This window comes from Alkalilacustris brevis, from assembly GCF_003350345.1.
GTDB lineage: Bacteria > Pseudomonadota > Alphaproteobacteria > Rhodobacterales > Rhodobacteraceae > Alkalilacustris > Alkalilacustris brevis.
Genome location: NZ_QNVJ01000012.1, coordinates 1 through 22663, shown reverse-complemented (window position 1 = coordinate 22663; position 22663 = coordinate 1). Strand labels below are relative to the sequence as shown.

Annotated in this window: 21 protein-coding genes; 6 read left to right on the top strand and 15 right to left on the bottom strand. The window is 66.2% G+C overall.

The window, feature by feature from the left end; translation table 11 throughout:
• Positions 1-213: 213 nt before the first annotated feature.
• From DQ229_RS01800 to DQ229_RS01785, 4 genes are read right to left on the bottom strand one after another with little or no spacing between them, the layout of a single operon-like run.
• Complete coding sequence (locus DQ229_RS01800; RefSeq protein ID WP_114964571.1) at positions 214-831, bottom strand: class I SAM-dependent methyltransferase; 618 nt, start codon at positions 829-831, stop codon at positions 214-216.
• Position 832: 1 nt separating this feature from the next.
• A complete protein-coding gene (gene pssA / locus DQ229_RS01795; RefSeq protein ID WP_114964570.1) occupies positions 833-1645 on the bottom strand; it encodes a CDP-diacylglycerol--serine O-phosphatidyltransferase in 813 nt (270 codons plus the stop codon).
• Positions 1646-2344, bottom strand: a complete 699-nt coding sequence (locus DQ229_RS01790; protein WP_114964569.1) for a phosphatidylserine decarboxylase — start codon at positions 2342-2344, stop codon at positions 1646-1648.
• Positions 2345-2368: 24 nt separating this feature from the next.
• The gene (locus tag DQ229_RS01785) at positions 2369-3001 is read right to left on the bottom strand and encodes a J domain-containing protein (protein ID WP_114964568.1); all 633 of its coding nucleotides are present in this window, start codon (positions 2999-3001) and stop codon (positions 2369-2371) included.
• 84 nt (positions 3002-3085) lie between these two features.
• Between DQ229_RS01785 and DQ229_RS01780 the strand changes: the two genes are divergently transcribed.
• Positions 3086-3343, top strand: coding sequence for a BolA family protein (locus DQ229_RS01780; RefSeq protein ID WP_114964567.1), 258 nt, complete (start codon positions 3086-3088; stop codon positions 3341-3343).
• Between the two features lie 65 nt (positions 3344-3408).
• Here DQ229_RS01780 and DQ229_RS01775 read toward each other — a convergent pair whose 3' ends face one another.
• Entirely contained in the window at positions 3409-3948 is a 540-nt protein-coding gene (locus DQ229_RS01775; RefSeq protein WP_114964566.1) for a DUF4177 domain-containing protein, read from the bottom strand.
• A 327-nt stretch (positions 3949-4275) separates the two neighbouring features.
• On the opposite strand from DQ229_RS01775, the gene DQ229_RS01770 reads away from it, so the two are divergent.
• Entirely contained in the window at positions 4276-5016 is a 741-nt protein-coding gene (locus tag DQ229_RS01770; protein ID WP_114964565.1) for a response regulator transcription factor, read from the top strand.
• Between the two features lie 26 nt (positions 5017-5042).
• Here the strand turns inward: DQ229_RS01770 and DQ229_RS01765 are convergent, their stop codons facing one another.
• On the bottom strand, positions 5043-5996 hold the full coding sequence (locus DQ229_RS01765) for a sensor histidine kinase (protein WP_114964564.1): 954 nt from the start codon (positions 5994-5996) through the stop codon (positions 5043-5045).
• An 80-nt stretch (positions 5997-6076) separates the two neighbouring features.
• Positions 6077-9643 (bottom strand): hybrid sensor histidine kinase/response regulator, encoded by a 3567-nt coding sequence (locus tag DQ229_RS01760; protein ID WP_162300721.1) that lies wholly within the window; start codon positions 9641-9643, stop codon positions 6077-6079.
• A gap of 457 nt (positions 9644-10100) precedes the next feature.
• Here DQ229_RS01760 and DQ229_RS01755 point away from each other — a divergent pair, with 457 nt between their 5' ends.
• Positions 10101-10541: a response regulator gene (locus DQ229_RS01755; protein WP_162300720.1), complete on the top strand. Its 441-nt coding sequence runs from the start codon at positions 10101-10103 to the stop codon at positions 10539-10541.
• A gap of 243 nt (positions 10542-10784) precedes the next feature.
• Positions 10785-11294: a hypothetical protein gene (locus tag DQ229_RS01750; RefSeq protein WP_114964561.1), complete on the top strand. Its 510-nt coding sequence runs from the start codon at positions 10785-10787 to the stop codon at positions 11292-11294.
• A 242-nt stretch (positions 11295-11536) separates the two neighbouring features.
• Here the strand turns inward: DQ229_RS01750 and DQ229_RS01745 are convergent, their stop codons facing one another.
• A complete protein-coding gene (locus DQ229_RS01745; RefSeq protein ID WP_114964560.1) occupies positions 11537-11926 on the bottom strand; it encodes a hypothetical protein in 390 nt (129 codons plus the stop codon).
• The gene (locus DQ229_RS01740) at positions 11913-13688 is read right to left on the bottom strand and encodes a glycosyltransferase family 2 protein (RefSeq protein ID WP_162300719.1); all 1776 of its coding nucleotides are present in this window, start codon (positions 13686-13688) and stop codon (positions 11913-11915) included. Before DQ229_RS01740 ends, DQ229_RS01745 begins: the two co-directional genes overlap by 14 nt.
• Positions 13689-14069: 381 nt before the next feature.
• Between DQ229_RS01740 and DQ229_RS01735 the strand changes: the two genes are divergently transcribed.
• Positions 14070-14669: a hypothetical protein gene (locus DQ229_RS01735; RefSeq protein ID WP_114964558.1), complete on the top strand. Its 600-nt coding sequence runs from the start codon at positions 14070-14072 to the stop codon at positions 14667-14669.
• Positions 14670-14683: 14 nt separating this feature from the next.
• On the opposite strand, the gene DQ229_RS01730 is transcribed toward DQ229_RS01735, so the two are convergent.
• From DQ229_RS01730 to DQ229_RS01715, 4 genes are read right to left on the bottom strand one after another with little or no spacing between them, the layout of a single operon-like run.
• Positions 14684-15124 carry an ATP-binding protein gene (locus DQ229_RS01730; protein ID WP_114964557.1) on the bottom strand — a complete coding sequence of 147 codons (441 nt, stop codon included), beginning with the start codon at positions 15122-15124 and terminating at the stop codon, positions 14684-14686.
• 4 nt (positions 15125-15128) lie between these two features.
• A complete protein-coding gene (locus DQ229_RS01725; protein ID WP_114964556.1) occupies positions 15129-15467 on the bottom strand; it encodes an STAS domain-containing protein in 339 nt (112 codons plus the stop codon).
• A 6-nt stretch (positions 15468-15473) separates the two neighbouring features.
• Positions 15474-17408 carry a PP2C family protein-serine/threonine phosphatase gene (locus DQ229_RS01720; protein ID WP_114964555.1) on the bottom strand — a complete coding sequence of 645 codons (1935 nt, stop codon included), beginning with the start codon at positions 17406-17408 and terminating at the stop codon, positions 15474-15476.
• Entirely contained in the window at positions 17405-17908 is a 504-nt protein-coding gene (locus DQ229_RS01715) for a GAF domain-containing protein (protein WP_114964554.1), read from the bottom strand. The genes DQ229_RS01720 and DQ229_RS01715 overlap by 4 nt, the downstream gene beginning before the upstream one ends.
• Positions 17909-18315: 407 nt before the next feature.
• On the opposite strand from DQ229_RS01715, the gene DQ229_RS01710 reads away from it, so the two are divergent.
• Positions 18316-19317 (top strand): glycoside hydrolase family 5 protein, encoded by a 1002-nt coding sequence (locus tag DQ229_RS01710; protein WP_162300718.1) that lies wholly within the window; start codon positions 18316-18318, stop codon positions 19315-19317.
• Positions 19318-19330: 13 nt separating this feature from the next.
• On the opposite strand, the gene DQ229_RS01705 is transcribed toward DQ229_RS01710, so the two are convergent.
• The gene (locus DQ229_RS01705) at positions 19331-20416 is read right to left on the bottom strand and encodes a sensor histidine kinase (RefSeq protein ID WP_114964552.1); all 1086 of its coding nucleotides are present in this window, start codon (positions 20414-20416) and stop codon (positions 19331-19333) included.
• 141 nt (positions 20417-20557) lie between these two features.
• Positions 20558-22663, bottom strand: a 2106-nt coding sequence (locus DQ229_RS01700) for a coiled-coil domain-containing protein (RefSeq protein ID WP_476561123.1), incomplete at its 5' end; no start/stop codon positions are given.

Below are 22663 nucleotides of genomic sequence, written 5' to 3'. Positions count from 1 at the left end.
TCCCGGCAGGCGCTTCAGACGCTTCACATCTTGGAACGTAGACAGTTTCTTGAGCGCCGCGCCAGTGGCGCCGTCAGGCATGAGCGCCTACCCAGGCAGGCGCTGCCCTCGGGGCGCTTCTCAGGCCGGGTTATGCAGGGGTCTTCGGTTACAGGTAAAGCTCTGATCCGGAGGCACTTGAGCCGGTTGTCGCGCCGGGCGCCGCCCGCGCGCCTACCCCGCCTTCCTGAAGCGCAGGAAGCTGAACATCCCGAAGGGCGGGAAATTCATTGTTTCCTCAAGCTTCAGCTCGGGCACGCCCATGATCCGCTCGCGCGGGAAGTCGGAGTGCCAGCCCAGCAGGTTGGCCATCGGCGCGAAGGTCCGCTCAAGCACCGAAAGCATTCCCTTCTCGCGCGCGAAATGGTTGACGATCAGCACCTCGCCGCCGGGTTTGCACACGCGCGCCATTTCGGCGACCACCTTTTCCGGCTCCGGCACCACCGAAACCAGATACATCCCCACCACGGTGTCGAAACTGGCGTCGGGAAATTCCAGCACCCGCGCGTCCATCACCGCAAGCGTGTCGACATGGCTCAGCCCCAGCCGTTCGACCTTTGCGCGGGCCTTGGCGAGCATATCGTCAGAAATATCGACGCCGCTGACCTTCAGGTGCGGCTGATAGTCGCCCAGCGACAGGCCAGTGCCCACGCCGACCTCAAGCACCGCGCCTTCGCGCGTGTTGATGTACTGCACCGCGCGCCGCCGTCCGGCCCCGGTGATTGCGCCGAAAGTGCGATCATAGACCGGTGCCCAGCGCTTGTATGAGCGGTTTACCGCGTCGATTTCCATCTTACTCCCCGTTCTGTTCCTTGCTGGCCGTGCCAGGCTCTTCCTGCGCGGCAAGCCCCTTGTGGCTCCTGCGGCGCAACAGCATCTGCACCGCGCCATGTACCAGTGTCGCCAGGTAGACCAGCACGGCAAACATCATCAGCAGCCAGACCTGGGTCAAGACCAGCCCGGCCACGATGGCCATGCCCACCAGCACCCAGCGCGTCTGGTCGCGGCGGATGCGCAGCGCCTTGGGGGAAATCGTGGGCATTCGGCTGACCATCATCAGCCCCACGAAACCCACGTAAAGCGCCACGGGCAGCCCCAGCCGCTGCGTGTCGATCAACCCGGAAAAGCTGATGAACAGCGGCAGCATCGCCAGCATCGCGCCGGCCGGTGCCGGCACGCCCACGAAATGCGGGCGTATGCCATCGGGCAGGGGGCGGTCGCGATTGAGGTTGAACCGCGCCAGCCGCAGGCAGCAGCAAATGATGAAGACCAGCACGAAAACCCAGCCCGCCCCCTGCACATCGCCCATGGCAAAGCGATAGGCCAGGATCCCCGGCGCGACCCCGAAGCAGACAAAATCGGAAAATGAGTCGAGCTCGGCGCCGAAGTTCGATGTCGCCTTGAGCCGCCGCGCGATCAGCCCGTCAAGCCCGTCGATCACCGCCGCGAAGATGATCAACGCCGCGGCCAGTTCGAAACGGTCGTCAAAGGTGAAGCGGATTGCCGTCAGGCCCGCGCAGAGTCCCAGGATCGTGACGAGATTCGGAATCAGCAGATGAACGGGCAGCTTGCGGCGATCCCGCCGAAAGGGGCTCTTGCGTGCCATTCAGTCGGCCAGCCCTTCGCGCGCGGGTTCGTCCGAAACCAGATCGGCCAGCACCGTTTCACCCGCGATCATCTTCTGCCCCTCGATCACCAGCGGCGCGACGCCCTCGGGCAGATAGACATCGAGCCGCGAGCCGAAACGGATCATGCCGAAACGCTCGCCCGTGCGCAGCGACTGGCCCTCGACCACGTCGCACAGGATGCGCCGCGCCACCAGCCCGGCGATCTGCACCACCCCGATCTGCCGCCCGTCGGGCAGCCTGAGCGTCAGCCCGTTGCGTTCGTTATGTTCGCTGGCCTTGTCGAGCGAGGCGTTGACGAAACGGCCCGGGCGGTAGGCCACGCGCGCCACTTCGGCCTCCACGGGGCTGCGGTTCACATGGCAGTTGAACACATCCATGAAGATGCTGATGCGCGTGAGCGGGGCCTCGCCGAGGCCCAGTTCTACCGGCGGTGTCACCGGCTGGATGGCCGACACCACCCCGTCGGCCGGGCTGACCATCAGCCCCGCGCGCTGCGGTGTCACCCGCACCGGATCGCGGAAAAAGTAATAGCACCAGACGGTCAGCCCCAGCCCAATCCAGCCCAGCGGGGTCCAGAGCAGGTAAAGCCCCAGGGTGACGATCCCGAAAATCGCGATGAAGCGATACCCTTCGCGGTGGATCGGCATGACCACACTGTCGAGCGTTCCGATCGCCATCGGCATTCCTTTCTGCTGCTGCGGTCAGTCGCGGAAGCTGCGGCTGTCCTTGATCTGGTCCCAGGCCCAGACGACCTCCTGAAGGCGCTCTTCGTCGGCGCGGCTGCCGCCCTGCATATCCGGGTGCAGATCTTTTACAAGGCTCTTGTACTGCTTGCGGATCTCGGTGCGGCTCCAGTGATCGCGCGCATCCAGGATCTCGAGCGCGCGGCGCTCGGTCGGGGGCAGGCGGCGGGTGCCGGTGGTGGCCTTGCCGGGGTTGCGCGTGGCCTTGTCGCCCAGCAACTCGTGCGGGTCCTCGATCCCCAGCCTGGCCCAGGCGCGGCTTTCGTCGCCCTTGCCGCCAAAGGGTTTGGTGGCCCGGCCCCAGACGCGCTCGTGTTCCTGGGTTTCCAGAATCTCATCTTCGTTCTGGCCGGCGAAGAAATTCCATTTCAGATTGTATTCGCGCACATGGATCTTGCAGAACCAGAAATATTCATCCAGCTGGTCGGGCGATTTCGGGGCGCGGTACTGGCCGCGTTCGGTGCAGCCGGGATGGTCGCATTGCCGGGTCGATGTCTCGAAGGCGCCGGACATGCCCCGGCGGCCGCGTGTGCGCCGCTTCTTGTCGGAGCTGACGCGGATGTCGAAATCGAACGGCGAACCCTTGGACATCTGAGATACCTTTGCGACCCTTTCCGACTCGGAGGCGTGAGTTTAGAGTTTTTGACGAGGCAATGAAGGGGGTTGACAGTAAAAATGAACGTGACCGAGGAAATTCGTGCTCGGCTGGAGGCCGCTTTCGCCCCGCGCGAGCTGCAGGTGGTCGATGATAGCGAGTCCCATCGAGGCCATGCCGGCTGGCGTGAAGGCGGGCAGACGCATTTCAACGTGACCATCCGCGCCGGGGCCCTGGGCGACATGAGCCGGATCGAGCGCCACCGCGCCGTTCACGCCGCGCTGGGGCGCGAACTGGTCGGGCGTATCCATGCGCTGGCCATCACCGCCAGCGGCTGACCTGGCCGCCGCGCCTGCGTCGCGCAACCAGTCGGCAGGGCGCGATGGGCTTGGCCGGGCGCGGCTCAGTTGCCGTCCTGCGGGCCGCCGGTGCGGCGGTTGCCAAGCCCGGTCGTGCCGAAAAGCCGCCGTCCCGCCACCGGCGCTGGGCCTTTTTCGGCGCGCAGGACAGGGGCACGCGGCTGCGGTTCTGCGTCGGGCACGGCTGGCCCCGTGGCCGGCTCCGTGGCTGGCCCTGTGGCGGGCGCGCGGCTCAGCGGCGGTGCGCCGGCATCCGCGGCGTGCCGGGGCGCGGGGCCTTGCGGTGTCGCCACCTGCGCAATATCGGCGCCTGCCTGTAAATCGCCTGCCGGCGCCTGCACGGCCGTGCCGGCCGCACGGCGGAAGATCAGCAAGGTGTGATGCTTCGTCTCGCGGCGGCCGAACAGACCGCGGCGCTCCTGGCAGGGCAGGGTGTCGGCGCGCAGGTATTGCCAGCCCTCGGCGGCCATGCGGTTCATCAGCTCGGTGAGGCTCCGGGCCAGCCGGTCCTCGCTGTTTTTCAGCCCCTTCACCTTATCCGGGCGGCTGGGGGCGGGTACGGCCCGGTATTCGTCATGTTGCATCGCTCTCGGCCTTCCGGAAAACGCAGCCCCTGTTCACAGCGCTCGTGTTTAGCGGCTGCGGGAGGGAAGGTAAACGCCCCGGCGGGCGCACGGAGCGGTCTGGGCGGGGCTCTGCTGATGCCGGGGAACCGGTGAAAGGCGGCCCCGTCACACCGGGTGCACCCGTTTTTTGGGGGCTTTCCGCCCCCATTGCCCCGCCTGCGCGGGGCAATTCCCCCGAGGATATTTCCTTCACAGTGAAGAGGCGGACGCGCAGATGTGATCGGCGGTGGACGCATCGTGTTCAAGCGCCTATCCTTGAGGAATTATCCATGGGTAACGGCGTCTATGAAACCGGTAATTCTTGTCGTCGATGACGAATCCGATATTCGGAATATCCTGCAGATCGCGCTTGCGGCGGAAGGCTATGATGTGTTCACCGCCGAGACGGCGGCGCAGTTTCGCGCGCTCGATGGCGAGCATGACCCGGATATCTACATGATCGATGTCTCGCTGCCCGACGGCAACGGGTTCAACCTGCTCAAGGATCTGCGGCGCATCACTGACAAGGGCATCATCATGCTGACCGGGCGCTCGGGCGAGATGGATCATGTGCTCGGCCTCGAGATCGGGGCGGATGATTATATCACCAAACCGTTCCGCATCCGCGAGCTGTGCTCGCGCGTCAATGCGCTGCACCGGCGGATTGCCCGCCAGCAGCCCGCCGCGAAGGCAGCGGGCGGCGAAGCGACCGCGATGCAGCCGGGCGGCGGCAATGATGCGGAGCCTGATTACGCGTTTGACGGCTTCGCGCTGCGCCTCGCGGCCCGTCAGCTTCGTGCGCCCGACGGCGGCGAGATTGCCCTGACCACCGCCGAATTCGACCTGCTGGTGGCGCTGCTTGGCCGGCGCGGCCAGGTGCTGACCCGTGACCAGATCATGAACGCGATCAAGGGGCGCGACTGGGAAAGCTATGACCGTGCCGTTGACGGGCTGGTCAGCCGGCTGCGCCGCAAGCTGGGCACGCCCGATGGCGGCGGCAGTTTCATCCGCACGGTGCATGGGGTGGGCTACAGTTTCGTGCGCTGAGCGCCGGCTTCCCTGCCTTGCCCGAGCTATGCCGCGGGCGCGGCCAGCGGAAAATACAGCGTGACCCGCGTGCCCTTGCCTGGGGTCGAGTGCAGCGCGACCGCGCCCCGGGCGTCGCGCATATAGCCGAAGATCGTGCTCAGCCCCAGCCCGGTGCCGCGATCCGGCCCCTTGGTTGTGAAGAATGGCTCGAAGGCGCGCTGCATGACTTCATCGGTCATGCCTTCGCCCTGGTCCGCGACGCTGATCGCCAGGTAGTCGCCCGGTGCGGCCTGGAGTGGTGCGGCCTGCGATCCGTTCAGATGCAGGCGCTTGCTCTCGATGCGCAACTGGCCGCCTTCGGGCATCGCGTCGCGTGCGTTGACGGTCAGGTTCAGCAGCGTCGAGTCGAACTGCACTGGATCGGTGAGCACTTCGAACGGGCCCTTGCCGCCGAGGTCGAGCGAAAGCAGGATATGTTTTCCCAACGCCTGGGCCATCAGCGGCTCAAGCGCCTCGATCCGTTCGTTCGCGTCAAAACGCTGCGGATGCACGGGGTGCTGCCGGGCAAAGACCAGCAGGTTCTCGACCAGCCGGGCGGCGCGCTCGCCCGCGCCCAGGATGGCCCCGGCATGGCGCTGCTGGTCGGGGCGGTCGTCGAGCCCGTCATGCAGCAGTTCGGCACTGTTGATCACTACGGTGAGCAGGTTGTTGAAATCATGCGCGACCCCGGCGGTGAGCCTGCCCAGCGCCTCGAGCCGCTGGGCGGCGCCGGCGGCCTTGATCACGTCCTCGCGGCGCTGTAACTCGCGCCGCACCAGCCACGCGATGAGCGCGGCCGACACCACGACAAACCCCACGCCCTTGGCCGTGTCCAGCCCGGGCCGCCATCCGGCCGTGGCACTGCCGACCACCAGCCAGTCGGAAACCAGTATGTAGGAGACCCCCGCGAAAAGGTAGATCGCAGCTATCTTGTAGGGGGTGAAGTCGTGGCCCTGCATCTTTGTCACCTGCGGCGGGAGGTGATTTCATTTTCACGCTTCCCTACCGGAAAGATCAACATTTATTCGCTTTCCGGCGCTTAGCCGTCGAGTACCTCGCGCAGTTTTTCGGCAAGATCCTGTTTGCGGAAGGGTTTGGTCAGCAATTGCACGCCCGGCGGCAGGCGGCCCTGATGGGTGATGGCGTTTTCGGTATAGCCCGACATGTAGAGCACCCGCAGCTCCGGCCTTTGTTGGCGCGCGGCCTCGGCCAGTTGCGGCCCGTTCAGGCCGCCGGGCATCACCACATCGGTGAACAGAAGATCGAACGCGCGCCCCTCTTCGAGGATCTCGAGCGCCTCGGGGCCGCTTGAGGCGCCGGTCACATCATAGCCCAGGCCGGTGAGCAGGCCCAGCACATGGTCGCGCACCAGCGGATCATCCTCGACGACGAGCAGCCGCTCGTTCCCGCCGCGAACGCTGTGCGGCGCCGGCTGTACGGGGGTATCCTTGCGCGGGGTCCGCATCCGCGGGAAGTACAGCCTGAAGGCGGTGCCTTCGCCCGGTTCCGAATAGATGCGCACATGCCCGCCCGATTGCTTGACGAAACCGTAGACCATGCTCAGCCCCAGGCCGCTGCCCTTGCCGTCCTGCTTGGTGGTGAAGAAGGGCTCGAAGGCGCGCTCGACCACATTGGCGGCCATGCCGCAGCCCGTGTCGGATACGGTCAGGCAGACATAGCTGCCCGGTTTCATGCCGTCGCCGGAGCCGGCTTGCGCGCAGTCGATCTGCACATTCGCGGTCTCGATGGTCAGCTTGCCGCCCTCGGGCATGGCGTCGCGGGCGTTGATGGCAAGGTTGAGCAGCGCGATCTCGAACTGCCCCGGGTCAAGCTCGGTGATCCAGAGATCCGCCTCGCGGGCGAGTTCGATCTCGATATCCTCGGTCAGCGTGCGGCGCAGCATTCCGTCAGTCGCAGCCACCAGCCCGTTCAGATCGACCGGCTGCGGCGCAAGTGGCTGCTGGCGCGAAAACGCCAGAAGGCGGCCGGTCAGCTCGGCCCCGCGCTGCGCGGCGCCCTCGGTCACGGAGGCCAGTTGCCGCAACTGGTCTTCGCCCATCTTCTCGAGCCGTTCGATCAGCAGTTCGGAGTTGCCCAGGATAATGGTCAGCAGGTTGTTGAAGTCATGCGCCACGCCGCCGGTAAGCTGGCCGATCGCCTCGAGCTTCTGCGACTGCTGCTTGCGGGCCTCGGCGATGCGCCTTTCGGTGATGTCGGTCAGGCTGCCCAGCAAGCGGATCACGGCGCCGCCCTCGCCCCGGATGACGAAGGCGCGGCCATGGGCATGGACAAAATCGCCGCTGGCATTGGCAAAACGGAAATCCGAAGACCACTCCCGCCCCCCGTGTTCGGTCAGGGCTGTCAGCTCGGCGCTGACACGCTCGAAATCGTCGGGATGCACCAGTTCGAGCCAGGCCCGGGCATCGGCGGAGAAAACCTCCGGATCATGGCCGAACACCTTCTCCATGGCTTCGTTCCACCAGATCCTGCCGGTGAGGACATCCCAGTCCCACACCACGTCACGCGCGGCGCTGGCCAGCAGGCGGAAGCGTTCCTCGTTCATGCGCAGCGCGGCTTCGGCCTCCTTGCGCTCGGTCACGTCGCGCAGCACCGAAACCTGGTGCGTCAGCCGGCCGCTTTCATCGGCGATCGGAACGCTGCGGATATCCAGCCATGTTTCGCGACCGTCCCTGGTGCGGGTGATCCGTTCGCCCTGAAACGGCGCGTTGCGCGTGGCGAGCACCTCGGCCAGGGCCGCCCCTCCCAGTTTGCCGGTCGAGCTGCGCATGGCCTCTTTCCGGCTGTAGCCGGTGGTCGTCTCGAACGCGTCATTGACATAGACGATGCTCGCGCTGCCGCCGCGCCCGGCGGCGGGGGCCTCGGTGATGACCAGGGCATCCTTCATGCGCGATGCCGCGGTTTCCAGCAGGCGCAGTTGCTGCTGGTCGGCGCGTTCCTGCGTGATGTCGCGGAAATAGACGGCCAGCCCCTCGGGCGAGGGATAGGCGCTGATCATCAACCACAGCCCCGGCGGGGTGAAATACTCGACAAAGCGGGTTGTGCTGCCGCCCGCCACGGCGCGCAGATACTCGGTGTAGAACGAGGTTTGCGCGGCTTCGGGGAATTCTTCCCAGAAGTTCCTGCCGAGCAGTTCCTCGCGCGGGCGCCCGAGGATCCGTTCGGCCTGGGAATTGAGATAGGTGAAACGCCAGGAGCGATCGAGCGTGAAGAACGAGTCGCTTATGCTTTCCAGCGTTTCGACAACCCGGCGGTCCAGCGCGTCGCGCTCGGCGCGCGCGGCGTGGATGTCAGTCACATCCTGCACGACGCCGGTCAGCGCGCGGTGGCTGTCGGATTCGACCAGTTCGGCCACCGCGTGCAGGTGGGCCGTGCTGCCGTCGGGGCGCCTGATGCGTGTGCAGATCTCGAAATGCCGTGGCGCATCGGGCGAAAGCACGGCCCTGAGCCGCTGGAAGGTCTCGGCCCGGTCGTCCGGGTGGATCAGCCGTGCCAGCGCGCGCAGGCCCGGCCGCCTGTCGCTGTCGGACCAGCCGATCATGTCGAAGACATTACCGCTCCAGCTGATTTCGCGGGTCTCCAGATTGAGCGACCATATCCCGATGCGCAACAGCCGCTGCGCAGTGCGAAAGCCTGCTTCATACTGCCGCAGGCGGCGGTTGGCGGCGCTCAGTTCCGCCGAGCGCAGCATGAGCTCGATGCCCGAACGGTTGGTGCCGGTGACACTGGCAAGCGCCGTTTCAAGGCTGTGCCCGCCGGCAAGCAGCGTGGCCACGACGCCGGTGACATCCTCGATCCGGACGATGATATAGGCGGCTTCGCCGCGCGCATTGAGAAGCGGCGCGTTGACGATGCTCCAGTATCGATCGTCGAACACCTGCCCCGTTTCGGTCTTGCGCAGGAGCGGATAGCGGAAGGCGCTGGGGGTGTCGGGCTTTCCGCTGCGCTCGACCTGTGCGAAAGATGCCTTCAACTGCCTCACTGCTTCTTCTGTGTCCGTTCCGGCGCTGGGGGGAAAGGCATCGAATAGCGCGCGGCCGCGAATGTCTTCGCGCCGGGCTGTCACGGTGCGCAAGTATTCGTCGCTTGCGGCGACGATCTCGTGCCGCCCCGCGCTGAGTACCAGGAATTTCCCCGGCACGGCGCGAAACAGCCCTTCGAACAGCGCGGCGGCATCCTCGGCCTCGGCCCGCAGGTTACGCTCACGCTTGAGCAGGCGGCGGTTTTCCTCGCGCGTGCGCACCATTTCGCTGACATCGCGCAGCGCGGCAAGCCGCGTCCGGCGGCCCTGCCAGGGGAACAGGTGCCAGGTGATGTCCATGTGCAGGAAATGGCCGTCGCTGTGGCGCAGCCGCCATATTCCCGCCGATGTGCGCCCTTCGCCCGCCTCGGCAAGTCGCGTGCGCAGGTTGGGCACATCCTCGGGCGGGCGCAGATCGGCGATGGTCATCTGCGTCAGTTCTGCGCGGTCATGGCCGAAAACCTCGGCCGCGGCAGTATTTGCGGCGAGAATCTCGAGCGAATCCTCGTCGAAGATCCACATCGGGTCGGGGTGCATCTCAAAGAAGGGCGATTGCAGAAGATCCATCCGAATTCTCGAAACCCTCATGTTTTGCACGACACTTCCGGCCGTTGACTGGCCTTTGCCCGATCATCGCACACAATTCTTGGTTGTGCATCCTCGTGCCGAGGGCGGGCCATGTCCGTTATGCGCAAGGATCACGCCTCTGCGCAAATGCGCAACATGTTTTGTCGTCGGGCCGCTGACGATCTGCGTGATGCGAAGCTGCAAGCCCGTCCTTCTTGTCAGGCGCCACGCAACAAGAGTATTGACAGAAACGTCGCAGATTGGGAGAGCGATGCCAGCCTGAACGCCACGGCATGATTTCGATTGTACATGACGATATCGGCATGGGCCGGACACCCGTGTCACATGTTCTCCGCCTGCCCCACCTGCCTGACAAAGAAGCGGGCAGGGGCCTGGCACGACCCGACGGGGACAGTGCGGATTTATGAGGAATATGCAGGAAGGGGTTGGAGCGACCATGCAGAAGCTTGTTCCCCAGGCAGGTGACGACACCGCGCAGACCGCGCTTTCCCAAAGGCGCAGTTCGGCGGAGGGACCGGCCCGCATCCTGCTTGTGGAAGATGACGACTTGGTGCGCGATCACGCCAGGGGCCTGCTTGAAGGCATGGGCTACGCGGTCCATGCCGAAGCTGACCCAAGCAGCGCGCTTTCGGTGGTCGAGGCGGGGTCCGAGTTCGACCTGCTGTTCACCGATATCGTCATGCCCGGCGAAATGAACGGGCTGGAACTGGCCCGGGCGGTGCGTGCCCTGCGCCCTGATATCGCGGTGCTCTGCACTTCCGGTTATGCCGGTTCGGTGCTTGATGATGTGACGGGCGAGGCCGCGGATTTCGGCTTTGTGAGAAAGCCCTACCGCAGGGCTGAGTTGCTACGGCACCTGCGCACGAAGCTGGGCTGACGCGCCGGCGGTGTGTCTTTCGGGTGTCACCATATGCGCCGATGTGACCGTAAGCGGGTGTTTTCACACGGCTTCAGGGCAACTTGTTACATTCTTTTCACAAACTTGCACAGCTTCGCCATTACTGTGCCACGATCCTGCCTTAACTCTTGCTGACAGTTTAATGATGCGGGTGTCGCCGGGTTGGCTGGCCCGTTCTGGCGAAATCAGGGGCAGGTGTCCCGTCCAGCAGGGGGTGGAGAGATGAATCTCTATCACCGTGACAGTTTCGAAGAGGCCGCGACGACCGCGCATTTCGCGGCGGATATGCATGGCGCGCCGGTCGAAGCCGCGCAGCCCTTGGCCGGGCTGCTGCTGCTGGGCGCGCTGGGTGGGCTTGCAGGGTTTATCCTCAGCCTTCTGGCCGGGTTCGGCATTCTGCTGGGGCTGGCCGTCTATTCGGTGGTCGGGGTTGCGGCCTTTCTGGCGGCGGTCGCCATCCGGCTTTCCGTCATGGGTATGCGGCCTGCACCGCTTGCGTCCGGACCGATGCTCGATTCCGGCGCGCGTCATGCCGCCTGGTACAGGGCCGCGCGGCAGGGGGGGCAGAGCCGCCCCGGCGGCCTGCCCGAGGACTGGACGTGCGACAGCGTTTCGCGCCCGGTTCCGCTGCGCCCGCATGTGCCACTGCCGTCGCACCCCAGCGTGGGTTTGCGGCCGAACGGCGACCGGCCCAACTGGCGGCAGCGAGCACGCGCCATCTACCGCGCTTGAGGCGCGCGCCGCTTTCAAAACACGCAGTTTCCAGCTTGTGACACGGGCGTCCGGACAGGGCGCCCGGATGCTTTTCCGGGCCGCCGTGTTGGTATGTCATGCACAGAGCCCTGAGCAACGCCGGATACGCCGGGGATGCCGGGCGGGCGGGATCGTGCCCGGATTGCGCATTGTGCCGAGGTCTCATAGCGCAATTTCGCTTCCGTTAGATCGGAACCGCGCTGCAACGGTCCAGCAATCACTCAACGGGTGGCGAAGGCTGTTTCGGCCAGCGCAATCGCCGCGTTGAGCACGGTATTGTCGCTGTCGGGGCTGACCGCGGCCAGGACCGCGCGCGCTTCGACCCGCAGAGCGTCCGGCCCGTCGCTCAGCGCGGCCAGGGTCAGCGCCGTGAGCATCTGCGCCTGGGGCAGCGGGTCATCCGGGCTTTGGGCATAGGCGGCGCGCGCGCTTTCAAGCGCGGCATCGCCGGTGCCCGCCTCCATCCCGGCCAGCGGGTTGCGTTCGAGCAGCGAAAGCCGGCCTTGGAAATCGACGCGCTCAAGCTGGATGATGATGCCGGTCGAGACGACCAGCGCAAGGATCCAGGCGATCTGGCCCCGCGCCAGGGCCAGGGATTCACGCAGCCTCATGGCGATAGCCCTCCATTACAGGCAGGTCATGTTCCGGGTCCGGTGTCCAGAGCGCGGCGCGCACGATCACCATCAGCGAAAGGATGTTGTTTCCGCTCCACAGCGTGTTGGCGATGATCGCCCCCAGCGAATAGCCCGGCGTGCCCTGTAAAAAGGCCGTCCAGCCCCAGACCAGCGCGATCATGTTGACCACGATGAACAGAAGCTGCCAGCGCACGAGCCGCAGATAGCGCCCTTCGGCCCGGTCCTTCGGGGTGACGGGGAACGAGATGCGCCGCCCCCGCAGCACCGCCCAGAGCGCATTCAGCGTGAGCGGGAACATCGCCATGTACCAGCGCCGCCCCCGCATTGCCGAACTGCCCCACAGCCCGCAAAGCTGCGCAAATTCGTTGAGCAGCAGGAAGGGCACGATATGCAGGAAGAACTCAAGCGAATAGGTCGCCACCGGCGCGATCCCGGTAAACAGAAAGACGATCGGCGCACAGAGAAAGACGATGTTCCACAAGGGCGACAGATAGGAATAGAAGGTCATGGCATACATGAGCTTCTGCGGCAGCGTCAGCCCGCGCCGGAACAGCGGGTTGTCGTTACGCATAATGTCCAGCGTGCCGCCCGCGTATTTGTAGCGCTGGATGGTCCAGCTCAGCAGGTCGTTTGGCGACATCATGCGCGACACGACCTTGGGGTGAAGCACCGATTTCCAGCCGCGCTCACGATCGCTGTGCAGCACGATCGAGGTGTAGATGTCTTCCGAGACATGCAGCTTGAACGGGGTGAAATCCAGCTCGCGGGCGCGGTTCATCCGGGCGCTGTCGCGCACGGCCTCGAACATGGCGAATTCGCCGGTCAGGCGGGCGGCGTCGCGCTCTTCCTCATGGGTCAACTCGTCGATCCGCGCCGCCCATGAGCGGATCGCGGCCTCCATCAGCGCCTCGCGCCGGTGGACCGAGGCCGCGCCGCAGCAAAACGAGGCATTGGCCCAGTTCCGCCGGTGCTGGATGAAATCGTAGAAAAGCTGCGGGTCGTTTGCGAACGGGTCTTCGCCCTTGTTCATCGGCCCGACAACCCGCTCGACCTGCCGCCCGACCCAGCCGCCGGGCGCGCCAAAGCGGCGGCGCAGCCGCGCTTCGAGTGGCACGCCGGGCGGCACATCCCAGAACCATTGCGGGGTTTGCACCCAGGCTACCTGCGGGTCGCGGAAATAGCCCAGCGTCTCGGTCAGCATGTTGGGGAAGGGCTGGGTGTCGGCATCGCAGATCACGATGAAATCGCCGCCCGTTTCATACATCGCGTTGCGCAGGTTGCCTGCCTTGTAGCCCACATTGTCGGACCGGGTGATGTAGTTCACGCCTTCCTCTTCGGCGACGCGCGCCATCTCGGGGCGGCGCCCGTCATCGAGAACATGGATTTGCAGCTCGATCGGATGAGGATATTCCATCCGCTTGGCATCCTGCACGCCCAGCCGCACCAGTTCGGGGTCTTCGGTGTAGGTGGCGAAGAACACATCGACGATGATCGGCCGGTCGGGGCCGACGAGTTCGCTGACCGTATCGCCGACCGTCCGAGGCAGTTCCGGGCGGCGGGGCGAACGCGGCGACCACAGGTTGACGGTAAACAGGATCAGCCCGATGAAGGCCGCGGTTTCGGCGATCACCAGCGGCAGCGAGAACCACGCAGCCGACCAGTTGAGCGACTCGGTCCAGCGCCACCAGAGATACCAGGCGCCGAAAAACAGGCTGCTGGCCGCAAGAAACTGCCACACGGCCAGATGCAGCGGGCCGTGGGCATTGTGTTCCCAAGGCTCCTGCCTTTGAAAGCGGGTTCCCGCGGGGTGCGGAGGAGTACTTCTGTCGGTCACGCTATGCTCGATGCTCTTTGTTCAGGGTCGTGGCCTGTCAGGGTTGCGGCCGCGATCTTGTGCCGCCGAACCTGTGACCTTGCCCGATGCCCGCCGGTTCTCCATGCGGCGTTAACATTCTTTTCATATCTGGTATCCTGCCCGCCAACAGGCAGGCAAGCGCCGTGATGCGCGCCGGTGCACGCACTTTCGCAAGCGGGTTTTTTTGTGACACTGCGAAGGCCGGGCGCTGCGCGCATCATGTGTCGCGCGACCTGAAAGAAGAAACGCAGGAACGGGCAGGACATGCAGGTAATTTCAGGCATCCGCATCCGGGTTGGAGTTTGCCTTTGTGCCGTCGCGGCGGCCATCGCGGTTTCCGGCCCGGTCCGTGCCGATGGCGAATTCTACCAGTTCGATTATGCCGCGCGCGGCAGTTCGGCCGTGGCCAGTATCCAGCGCGGCAGCTACGGGGTGGCGCTGGGCTGGTCGGAGTGGCAGGACGGGCAGGCCGTCAGCCTGTTTCTCAGCCGGGGCTGGCCGGTGCCGCAACTGGGTCAGGGCACAACCATCCGGCTGGGGCCATCGTTTCGGCAGGCCAGGGGGCGGCAGCGCGACCTGGGGGTGCGCGCAACGCTTGAACATTTCCGCCCAACCTCCTGGGGCAGCTTTTTCGGACTGGCGGACCTGAACAGCATAAAGCGCGAGTATCTGGTGCTGGCCGAGTTCTCGCACTGGGAGACGGGCCTAGCCGGTTTTGCCAGCCTGCAGGGTGACAATGACGGTTTTCACGAACGCACGCTCGGGGTTTCCGTCCGGCTGGGGGATTCGCCCGTGCGCCTGCGGCTCGGGCACCGCTTCCGCGCGGGGAAGACGTTTCTGGGGATCTCGATCAACACCTTCTGAGGCAGGGCCGCCCCTCAGCGCAGTATCTTGGTCATACGCAGGGTGAACTCGTCGTCTGAGGTGTGCAGCGTCACGTCATCCATCGACAGCACGATCAACGACAGGCCGCGCCCGCTTTCCATCAGCGTTTCGGGGTCTTCCGGATCGAATTCCAGCCGGTGTTCGCCCAGGTCCTGCAACAGCTCTTCGGGAATTGGCGGCGTCTTGTCCGAGATATCGACAACCATCCTGTCATCGAGAATTTCGATCGAGATGACGATGTCGGGCGCGCAGCGGCCGTGAACCTGGCCGTGCTTGACTGCGTTGGTCAGCGCCTCGACAAGCGCAAGCTCGACATCGGCCGCCGCATCCGGCCCGATGTGCTGTTTTGCCAGGCGATTGGCCGATATGGCCACAGGCGCAATCGCGGCCAGATCGCGGACCATGCGGAAAACGGCCGGAGAATTGTTGCTCATCGCGTCAGGCTTTCAGCTTTTCCACGGCTTCTTCCACCGTCGAGTGAATGGGAAAGACCTTGTCCATGCGTGTAAGTTTCAGCAGCCGTTCCAGGGTCGGGCTGATCCGGGCGATGGCGATGCTGCCCAGCGGCCCCATCTTCTTGATCGCGCCGATCAGCGCGCCAAGCGCCGAGCTGTCGATGAACTCGATCTGCGCCATGTCGAGCACGATAAGCTCGTCGCCCTGTTCGATCCGCTGCACCAGGAGTGCGCGGAATTCTGGGGCGTTGCGCGCCTCCAGCCGGGGCTCGCGAATCTCGAGAACCAGAACCCCCTCCTGATGCAAGTCTAGAACGTCCATGCCCTGTCATACCCTTTCGGCAACCACGAGACTGATATCGTCATCCATGTGATCCGATCCGGACCATTCTTGCAAGCTTGCATCGATCCGCGCGACAAGCGTTTCGGTGTCCTGGCCGGCATATGCCTTCAGCAAACCGGCGAGGCGGTCTTCGCCGAAGATGCGCTTGTCGGGGTCGGTGGCCTCATAGATGCCATCGGTGAAAACCAGAAGCCGGTCGCCGGCGGCGAAATCAAAGCGGATTTCCTTGTAATCCGCGTGTTTGAGCACCCCGACCGGCAAACCCCCTTCGCCAAGCCGCGTCAACGCGCCGTCGCGGCGCAGCACCGCGGGGTAGGGGTGGCCCGCCTGCACCAAGCGTCCGCTCTCGGTCTCGGGTGTCAGTTCGATCACCAGAACGGTGAAATAGGTCAGTTCCTCGGGCCAGTTGGCATTTATGGTTTCCAACGCCCCGGCCAGGTCGCCGCCGGGGGGGAGGTGCTCGAGCGCGCGTTTGAGCGCGACATGCGCAGCCACCGAAACCAGGCTGGCCGCTGCCCCGTGCCCGGCCACGTCGATCTGGAACAGCCGCGCCCCGCCGCCCGGCAGCGGCATGAAATCATAGGTATCCCCCGCCAGCATCGTCGAGGGGCGGTAAAGCGAGGTGAAGCGATACGCCCCCACGATGCCGGGCGCGGGCAATTGCGAGCGCTGCACCACCGCCGCCGCCTCGAGATCGGAGCGCAACTCGGCATGGGCCTCGGCGATACGCGCGTGCAGGGCCAGACGCTCGCGCTGCAGACGCTCGCGCCGCACCGCGTTGATGCGAAAGACGCGCAGCGCGTCGCTCATCTGCCGCAGGTCGCTCATCACTTCGTGGCGGGTGGGAGTGCGGGTCAGGTCGCCCTCGGCCAGTTGCAACATGCTTTCGCGGATACGTTCCATCGGCAGCGCAATGAGGAGCCAGATCATCGCGGCTGAGCCGAGGAAAATGGCTATGGCAAGGACCGAAAGCGCGAGCCAGGTCCGCAACGCGTTCAGCGCGTCACGGTGCAGCCCTTCCAGACGGCTCTGCGAGGCAGTGTAAATTTCCTCGAACAGGGCGAAAACGTGGGCATCCGCCGTTTGCTTGCGTTCCAGCCAGCTTTCGAAGGCGCCCTCGATGTCGTCCGCGTTTCCTTCCATCAGCGCGGCCACAAGTGCCGTTTCCGCCGGAGCATAGATGTCCCGTATGAACGCAGACAGCTCTGTTGCCTGAGCGACCGAGGGCGACTGGAAAAACACGAACACCTCGCCCAGCAGGTTGGTCATGCCCCCGATCTGGGCGGCAAGCCTCAGCATGTGGTGGTGAAAAACCTCCTCCGGGGGGGTCTCTTCCCCTTTCACATAAGGCAGCAGATTCAGCGCGTTCTCGGTCAGCCGGTGGTTGGTATGCAGCGCGTAGTTGCGCAGCAGATGCAGCAGCGCGAGGGAAAGATCGTTGATCCCCCTTTCCTCGAGCATCGTCATGCGCAGCTCGAGCAGCCTTGCGGCGCTGGCTTCGATCTGTAGCGAGAGTTCCGCCCGCCCTGCCGTGTGGTTTGTCGCCCCCCGCAAGGCGTTGAGCGTGTCGTGTTCCCGGCCAAGTTCCGTGTCGTAATATGTGCTGTCGGCCAGTTTTGCGCCGGGCAGCAGGACGCGCGCCTCGTCGATGTGGCGCAATGCATCTTCGATGGGCGCGCCGGGTTGCGGGCGCCGGGTCGGTGGGCGGTCCAGCCCGATTGTATCGGCCGCCAGGCGCAGCCGGTCGTCGCGCAGGGTCAGCACCGCCATGAGCAGGGCGTGGCGCGTATCGTCGAGCGCATGCGCCCGCTGCGCCGTGTCATAGGCGATATAGGCGTTCCAGCTTTGCATGCTGAGAAACGCGAGCAGCGCCAGGCCGAAGGCGGACAGAATTGCCAGAAGTGCGCTGCGCAGGGTCATCGGGCCGTTTTGTCCAGACTTTCCAGCATGATGCTGATCGCGCGTTCGGCGAAATCCATCAGTTCCGCCTCATCGCCCAGCGAGAAATCCCTCGGCGCGCTGTCCATCAGGCAGAAGGCGCCCAGGCGGATGCCTTCCTGATAGATCAATGGCGCCCCGGCATAGAAACGGATATGCGGCCCCCCGGTGGTCAGCGGGATGTCGCGAAAGCGCGGGTCGAGATGCGCATCCTTTACCACGAACACTGCATCCCGCATGATCGTGTGTTTGCAAAAGGCCATATTTCGAGGCGTGCATTCGATCTCGGTGCCCGCGCGGGCGGGAAAGAGCTGCTTGTCGCGGGTCAGCAAGGTGATTGCCACGCTTTCGACGCCGAAAAGCTCTTTCGCCTCAGTGCAGAGTGCGTCAAGCTCCGGGTCCTGGACAAGTCGGTCGAACCCGCCTTCCGACAGCTTGAGCTGCCGAAGGTGTTCGGACGTGTCTTGCGGGAAATCCACCATGCCAGCCTCCCCCACCTTGACCCAGCCGCCGCACGCAGGGGTGCCTTGCCGCTCTGGCCATTGCCGTGCTGGCGAAACTATACTGTGAATCAGTTGCTTGCAATGGAAAGACACAGGATGAACCTATCCCCCCGGGCAAGACATCGCCGGCATATGGACATGCGGCCGGATCTTCGTGATTGCCATGTACACAGCCTGCCAATGACCTCTGCATGACACAGAACCTATCCAGATGGCCCGCCCGGCGGCAACGCCGGGCAGCGCCTGCCTGCCCCCCGGCAGGCGCTTCAGCCGCCGCAACATATTATAACGTAGATCGTTTGCCTCGGCGCCGCGCCGGTGGCGCCGTCAGGCACAGGCGCCCGCCCAGGCATGCGCCGCCCTCGGGCCTCTTTTCGGGTCGTGTTATGCTAGGGCTTTGGCAGGCGGTGCACATGGCGGTGCGCGGCATGACAGTCTGGGGCAAAGCCGCCTTTGCCGGCGCGATGACAGGGGTTTGCATGATCTGGTCGGTGGGCATGGCATCGGCGTTTCCCCAAACGCCCTGCATCAATCTGGGGAACGCGCTCGATGCGCCCTACGAGGGGGCCTGGGGCGCGCCGATTTCCGAGGCCGATTTCGACTGGCTGGCCGCGGCCGGCTTTCGCAGCCTGCGCCTGCCGGTGCGCTTCGATGCCGGCTGGCAGGGCCGGATCGACCCGGCCTTGCTGGCGCGCGTCGACGAGGTGATCGCGCAGGCGCGGGCGCGGGGGTTTCAGGTGATCCTCGATCTGCACCATTTCGACCGGCTGATGCTTGACCCGGATACCTACGAGGATGTCTTCGTGGCGATCTGGCGCGAGCTTGCCGAACATTTCGAGGGGCATGACGGCGCGCTGGCCTTCGAGCTGCTCAACGAGCCGCGCGATGCGCTGACCACGCCGCGGGCGTTGGCGCTTTATCAGCGGGTGATCCCGATCATCCGCGCGCGCCACCCCGACCGCTGGATCATCATCGGCGGCGGCGAGATGAACAGCCTGGGCCAGATGCTTTCGCTGCCGGTGCCCGACAACCGCACGGCGCTGACCTTTCACTATTACGACCCGTTCGCCTTCACCCATCAGCTTGCCGACTGGCTTGACGCGGATATGCCCGCCGCCCAATGGGGCACCGCCGGGGAAACGGCGCAGGTTCGGCAGGACATGGCGCGCGCCGCCGCGGTCGATGCACCGGTCTTTCTGGGCGAGTTCGGCGTGACCGAGGCCGCGCCCGACGCCCAGCGTGCGGCCTGGGTGGAAACCGTGCGCCGCGCGGCCGAGGCCCAGGGAATCCCTTGGTGCTATTGGGCGTATCGCGCGGGGTTCGGCATCATTGACCCGGCCACGAATGACTGGCGCCCCGGCATGTGGCACGCCCTGATGGCCCCCTGAGCGCGGTGCCCATTCAGGGCGCGGCGGGCAACAATACGGTAAACGTGCTGCCCTTGCCCGGCGTGCTCTGGATCGTCAGGCGGCCGCGATGGCGGTTGACGATATGCTTGACGATCGCCAGCCCCAGCCCGGTGCCGCCCTTCTCGCGCGAGCGGTGGGTGTCGACACGATAGAAGCGCTCGGTCAGCCGGGGGATGTGCAGCGGGTCGATGCCGGGGCCTTCGTCGGCCACCTCGATGGCCACGACCGGGCCACTGAAGCCGGGCATCCGCGCGTGCCTGCGCATGGTCAGCCTGACCACTCCGCCCGAGGCGCCGTATTTCAGCGCGTTCTCCAGCAGGTTGCGGAACACCTGGACCAACTGGTCACGGTCGCCCAGAACCCTGAGCGATTCATCCCCCGGCGTGAAATCCAGCCGCAGGCTGGCCTCCTCGATCTGCGGGCGCAGGGCGGCAATGGTGGCGCGCAAAATATCGGCCGGCGAGACCATGTCGCGCGGGCGGATGCGTTCGCTGACCTCCACGCGCGACAGCGTCAGCAGATCGGCCACCAGCCGGCCCATGCGGCTGCTTTCCTGCGCCATGATTTCCAGAAACCGGTCGGTTGCCGCCGGGTCACCGCGCGCGGGGCCGCGCAGGGTTTCGATGAACCCCGAAAGGGCCGTGAGCGGCGAGCGCAACTCGTGGCTGACATTGGCGACGAAGTCGCGGCGCATCTGCTCGGCCTCCTCGACATGGCTGATGTCGTGAAAGCTGATCATCACACCGTCGAGGCCGGTTTCGGGGGCAAGCGGCACAACCACCATGCGGAAGGTGATCGCGGCGCCCGCGGTGGTCTGGACAAAGCGCGCCTCGCTGGTGCGCGGGCTTCCGTCCGTGCGCTTGTCGTCCCCGCGCTTGCCTGCCGCGCGCAGCCCCTGTTCCAGCGCGCTCACCGCCTCGGGCTGGCGGATCGCGCCAAAGGCCGACTGGCCGACAAGCCCGCTGCCCAGCATTTCTTCGGCGGCGCGGTTGGTGGCCCGTATCGCGTGATCCTGGCCCACCACCAGCAGCGGCTCGGGCAGATCGCGGATCAGAAGGGCGGCGTCGCGCAACTCCATCGGGCAGGCTCCTTTCGCCACGGGGCCACGCAGGGTTGCAGGCATGGCGCGGCGTTGGTTCGTTGATACCTTTCTGCCCGATGAAATGTAACCGCATTGCGACAGGCGGCACGGCACAGGCTGGCCGCGCGGGCCCCGCGTTCAGGCCACCAGCGCCTCGGCGCGCTTGAGGTCCACGCTGACAAGCTGGCTGACCCCCTGTTCGCCCATCGTTACCCCGAACAGCCTGTCCATCCGGCTCATGGATATGGCGTTGTGGGTGATGATGAGGAACCGCGTTTCGGTGCGCCGCGTCATCTCGTCGAGCAGGTCGCAGAACCGCGCCACATTGGCATCGTCAAGCGGCGCGTCCACCTCGTCGAGCACGCAGATCGGCGCGGGGTTGGCCAGGAACACCGCGAAGATAAGTGCCAGCGCCGTGAGCGTCTGCTCTCCGCCCGAGAGCAGCGACAGCGTCGAGAGCTTCTTGCCCGGCGGCTGGCACATGATTTCAAGCCCGGCATCCAGCGGGTCATCCGATTCCACCATCACCAGCCGCGCCTCGCCGCCGCCGAAAAGATGCGTGAACAGCATCCCGAAATTGGTGTTCACCTGCTCAAAGGCGGTGAGCAGACGCTCGCGCCCCTCGCGGTTGAGCGCGCTGATGCCCGCGCGCAGCCGGGCGATGGCGGCCTCAAGATCGGCCTTCTCGGCGGCCAGGGTGTCATGTTCGGACTGCACCTCGCGGGCGTCCTCCTCGGCGCGCAGGTTCACCGCGCCCAGGGCCTCGCGCGCCCGGCGCAGGCGGGCGACCTCGATCTCGGCGCTGTCCACATCGGGCATCTCGGCCGGGTCGCGCGCGAGGCGCTCGAGCAGGGCCTCGGGCGTGCAGCCGGCGTCTTCCCTTATCTGGGTCTCGGCGCGGGCGAGGGTCTCGCGCTCGGCCTCCAGCCGGGTATCGGCGCGGGCACGGGCCTCGCGGGCCTCGCCGGCGGCGCGCTCGGCGCTGCGCTCGGCCTCGGCGGCCTGACGCAGGGCAGTCTCGGCAGCGGCCAGCGCGTCGGCGGCGCGGGCGCGGCGGGCCTCGGCGCTGGATATGGCCTCGGCCAGTCGGGCGCTGCGTTCGGCGATCTCGCCGGGGCGGGCGCGGGCTTCGGCCAGTTCGGCCTCGGCAGCGTCGCGGCGCTCGGACAATTCGCGGATGCGGGTTTCGGCGGTGCTCAGCCGGTGGCGCCAGCCGCTCAGTTCCTTGGTGATCTCCTGCGCGCGGCGCAGCCGGGCCTCGCCCTCGCGGCGCAGGCTGTCATGGGCGGCGCGGCGGGTCATCATGGCGCCGCGGGCCTCCTCGACGCGGGTGCGCCGGGCATCGGCGGCTGCGCGCGCGGCCTCCAGATCGCCCAGTTCGGCCAGCGCTTTCTCGGCCTCGCTGCGCCGGGCCTCGGCGGCTTCGGCCTCGGCGCGAAAGCGTTCTTCGCCAGCCTGCGCCTGCTCCAGCGCCGAGGCTGCGCGCGCGCGCTCGCTTTCCGCGCGCGACAGGGCGCGCCCGGCCTCGATCACGTTGCGGTCGGCGTCGCGGCGGGCGTCGCGGGCCATCGCCTCGGCCTGTGCCAGCTCGGACAGCCGCGCGCGCAGGCTTTCATGCGCGGCCGTGGCGCCCTCGGCCCGCGCGCTGGCCTCCTCCAGGTCGCGCTTGAGCTCGACCAGACGGTTGAGCTGCTGCAGACGCAGGGCCGCGGTGCTGGGCACATCCTCGGCTGCGGCGCGGAACCCGTCCCAGCGCCACAGATCGCCCGCGCGGGTGACAAGCTGCTGACCGGGGCCCAGCCCGGCCTGAAGCTGCGCGCCCGCCTCGGTGCTGTCCACCAGCCCGATCTGCCCCAGCCTGCGCGCCAGCACCGGCGGGGCCTCCACATGGGCGGTGATGGGTGTGACCCCTTCGGGCAAAGGCGCGGCGGCACCGGCCTCATAGGGTGGCAGCGTGACCCAGCCCGAGGGGGCCTCGGCGCCGATTTCGGGCGCGCGCAGATCATCGGCCAGTGCCGCGCCAAGCGCCGCCTCATAGCCGCGCGCGACCTTGAGCCTGTCGAGCAACTGCGTGCCCGCGCTGGTTTCGCGCTCGACCATGCGGGCCAGGGCATTGACCTCGGCGCGCAGGGCGCCGGCCTCGCCTTCGGCCTCGGAGCGTGCGGCGCGGGCGCCGGTTTCGCGGCTCTGCACCTCGGCGCGGGCGGTTTCGGCCTCCGAAAGGGTGGCCTCGGCGCGTTCGGC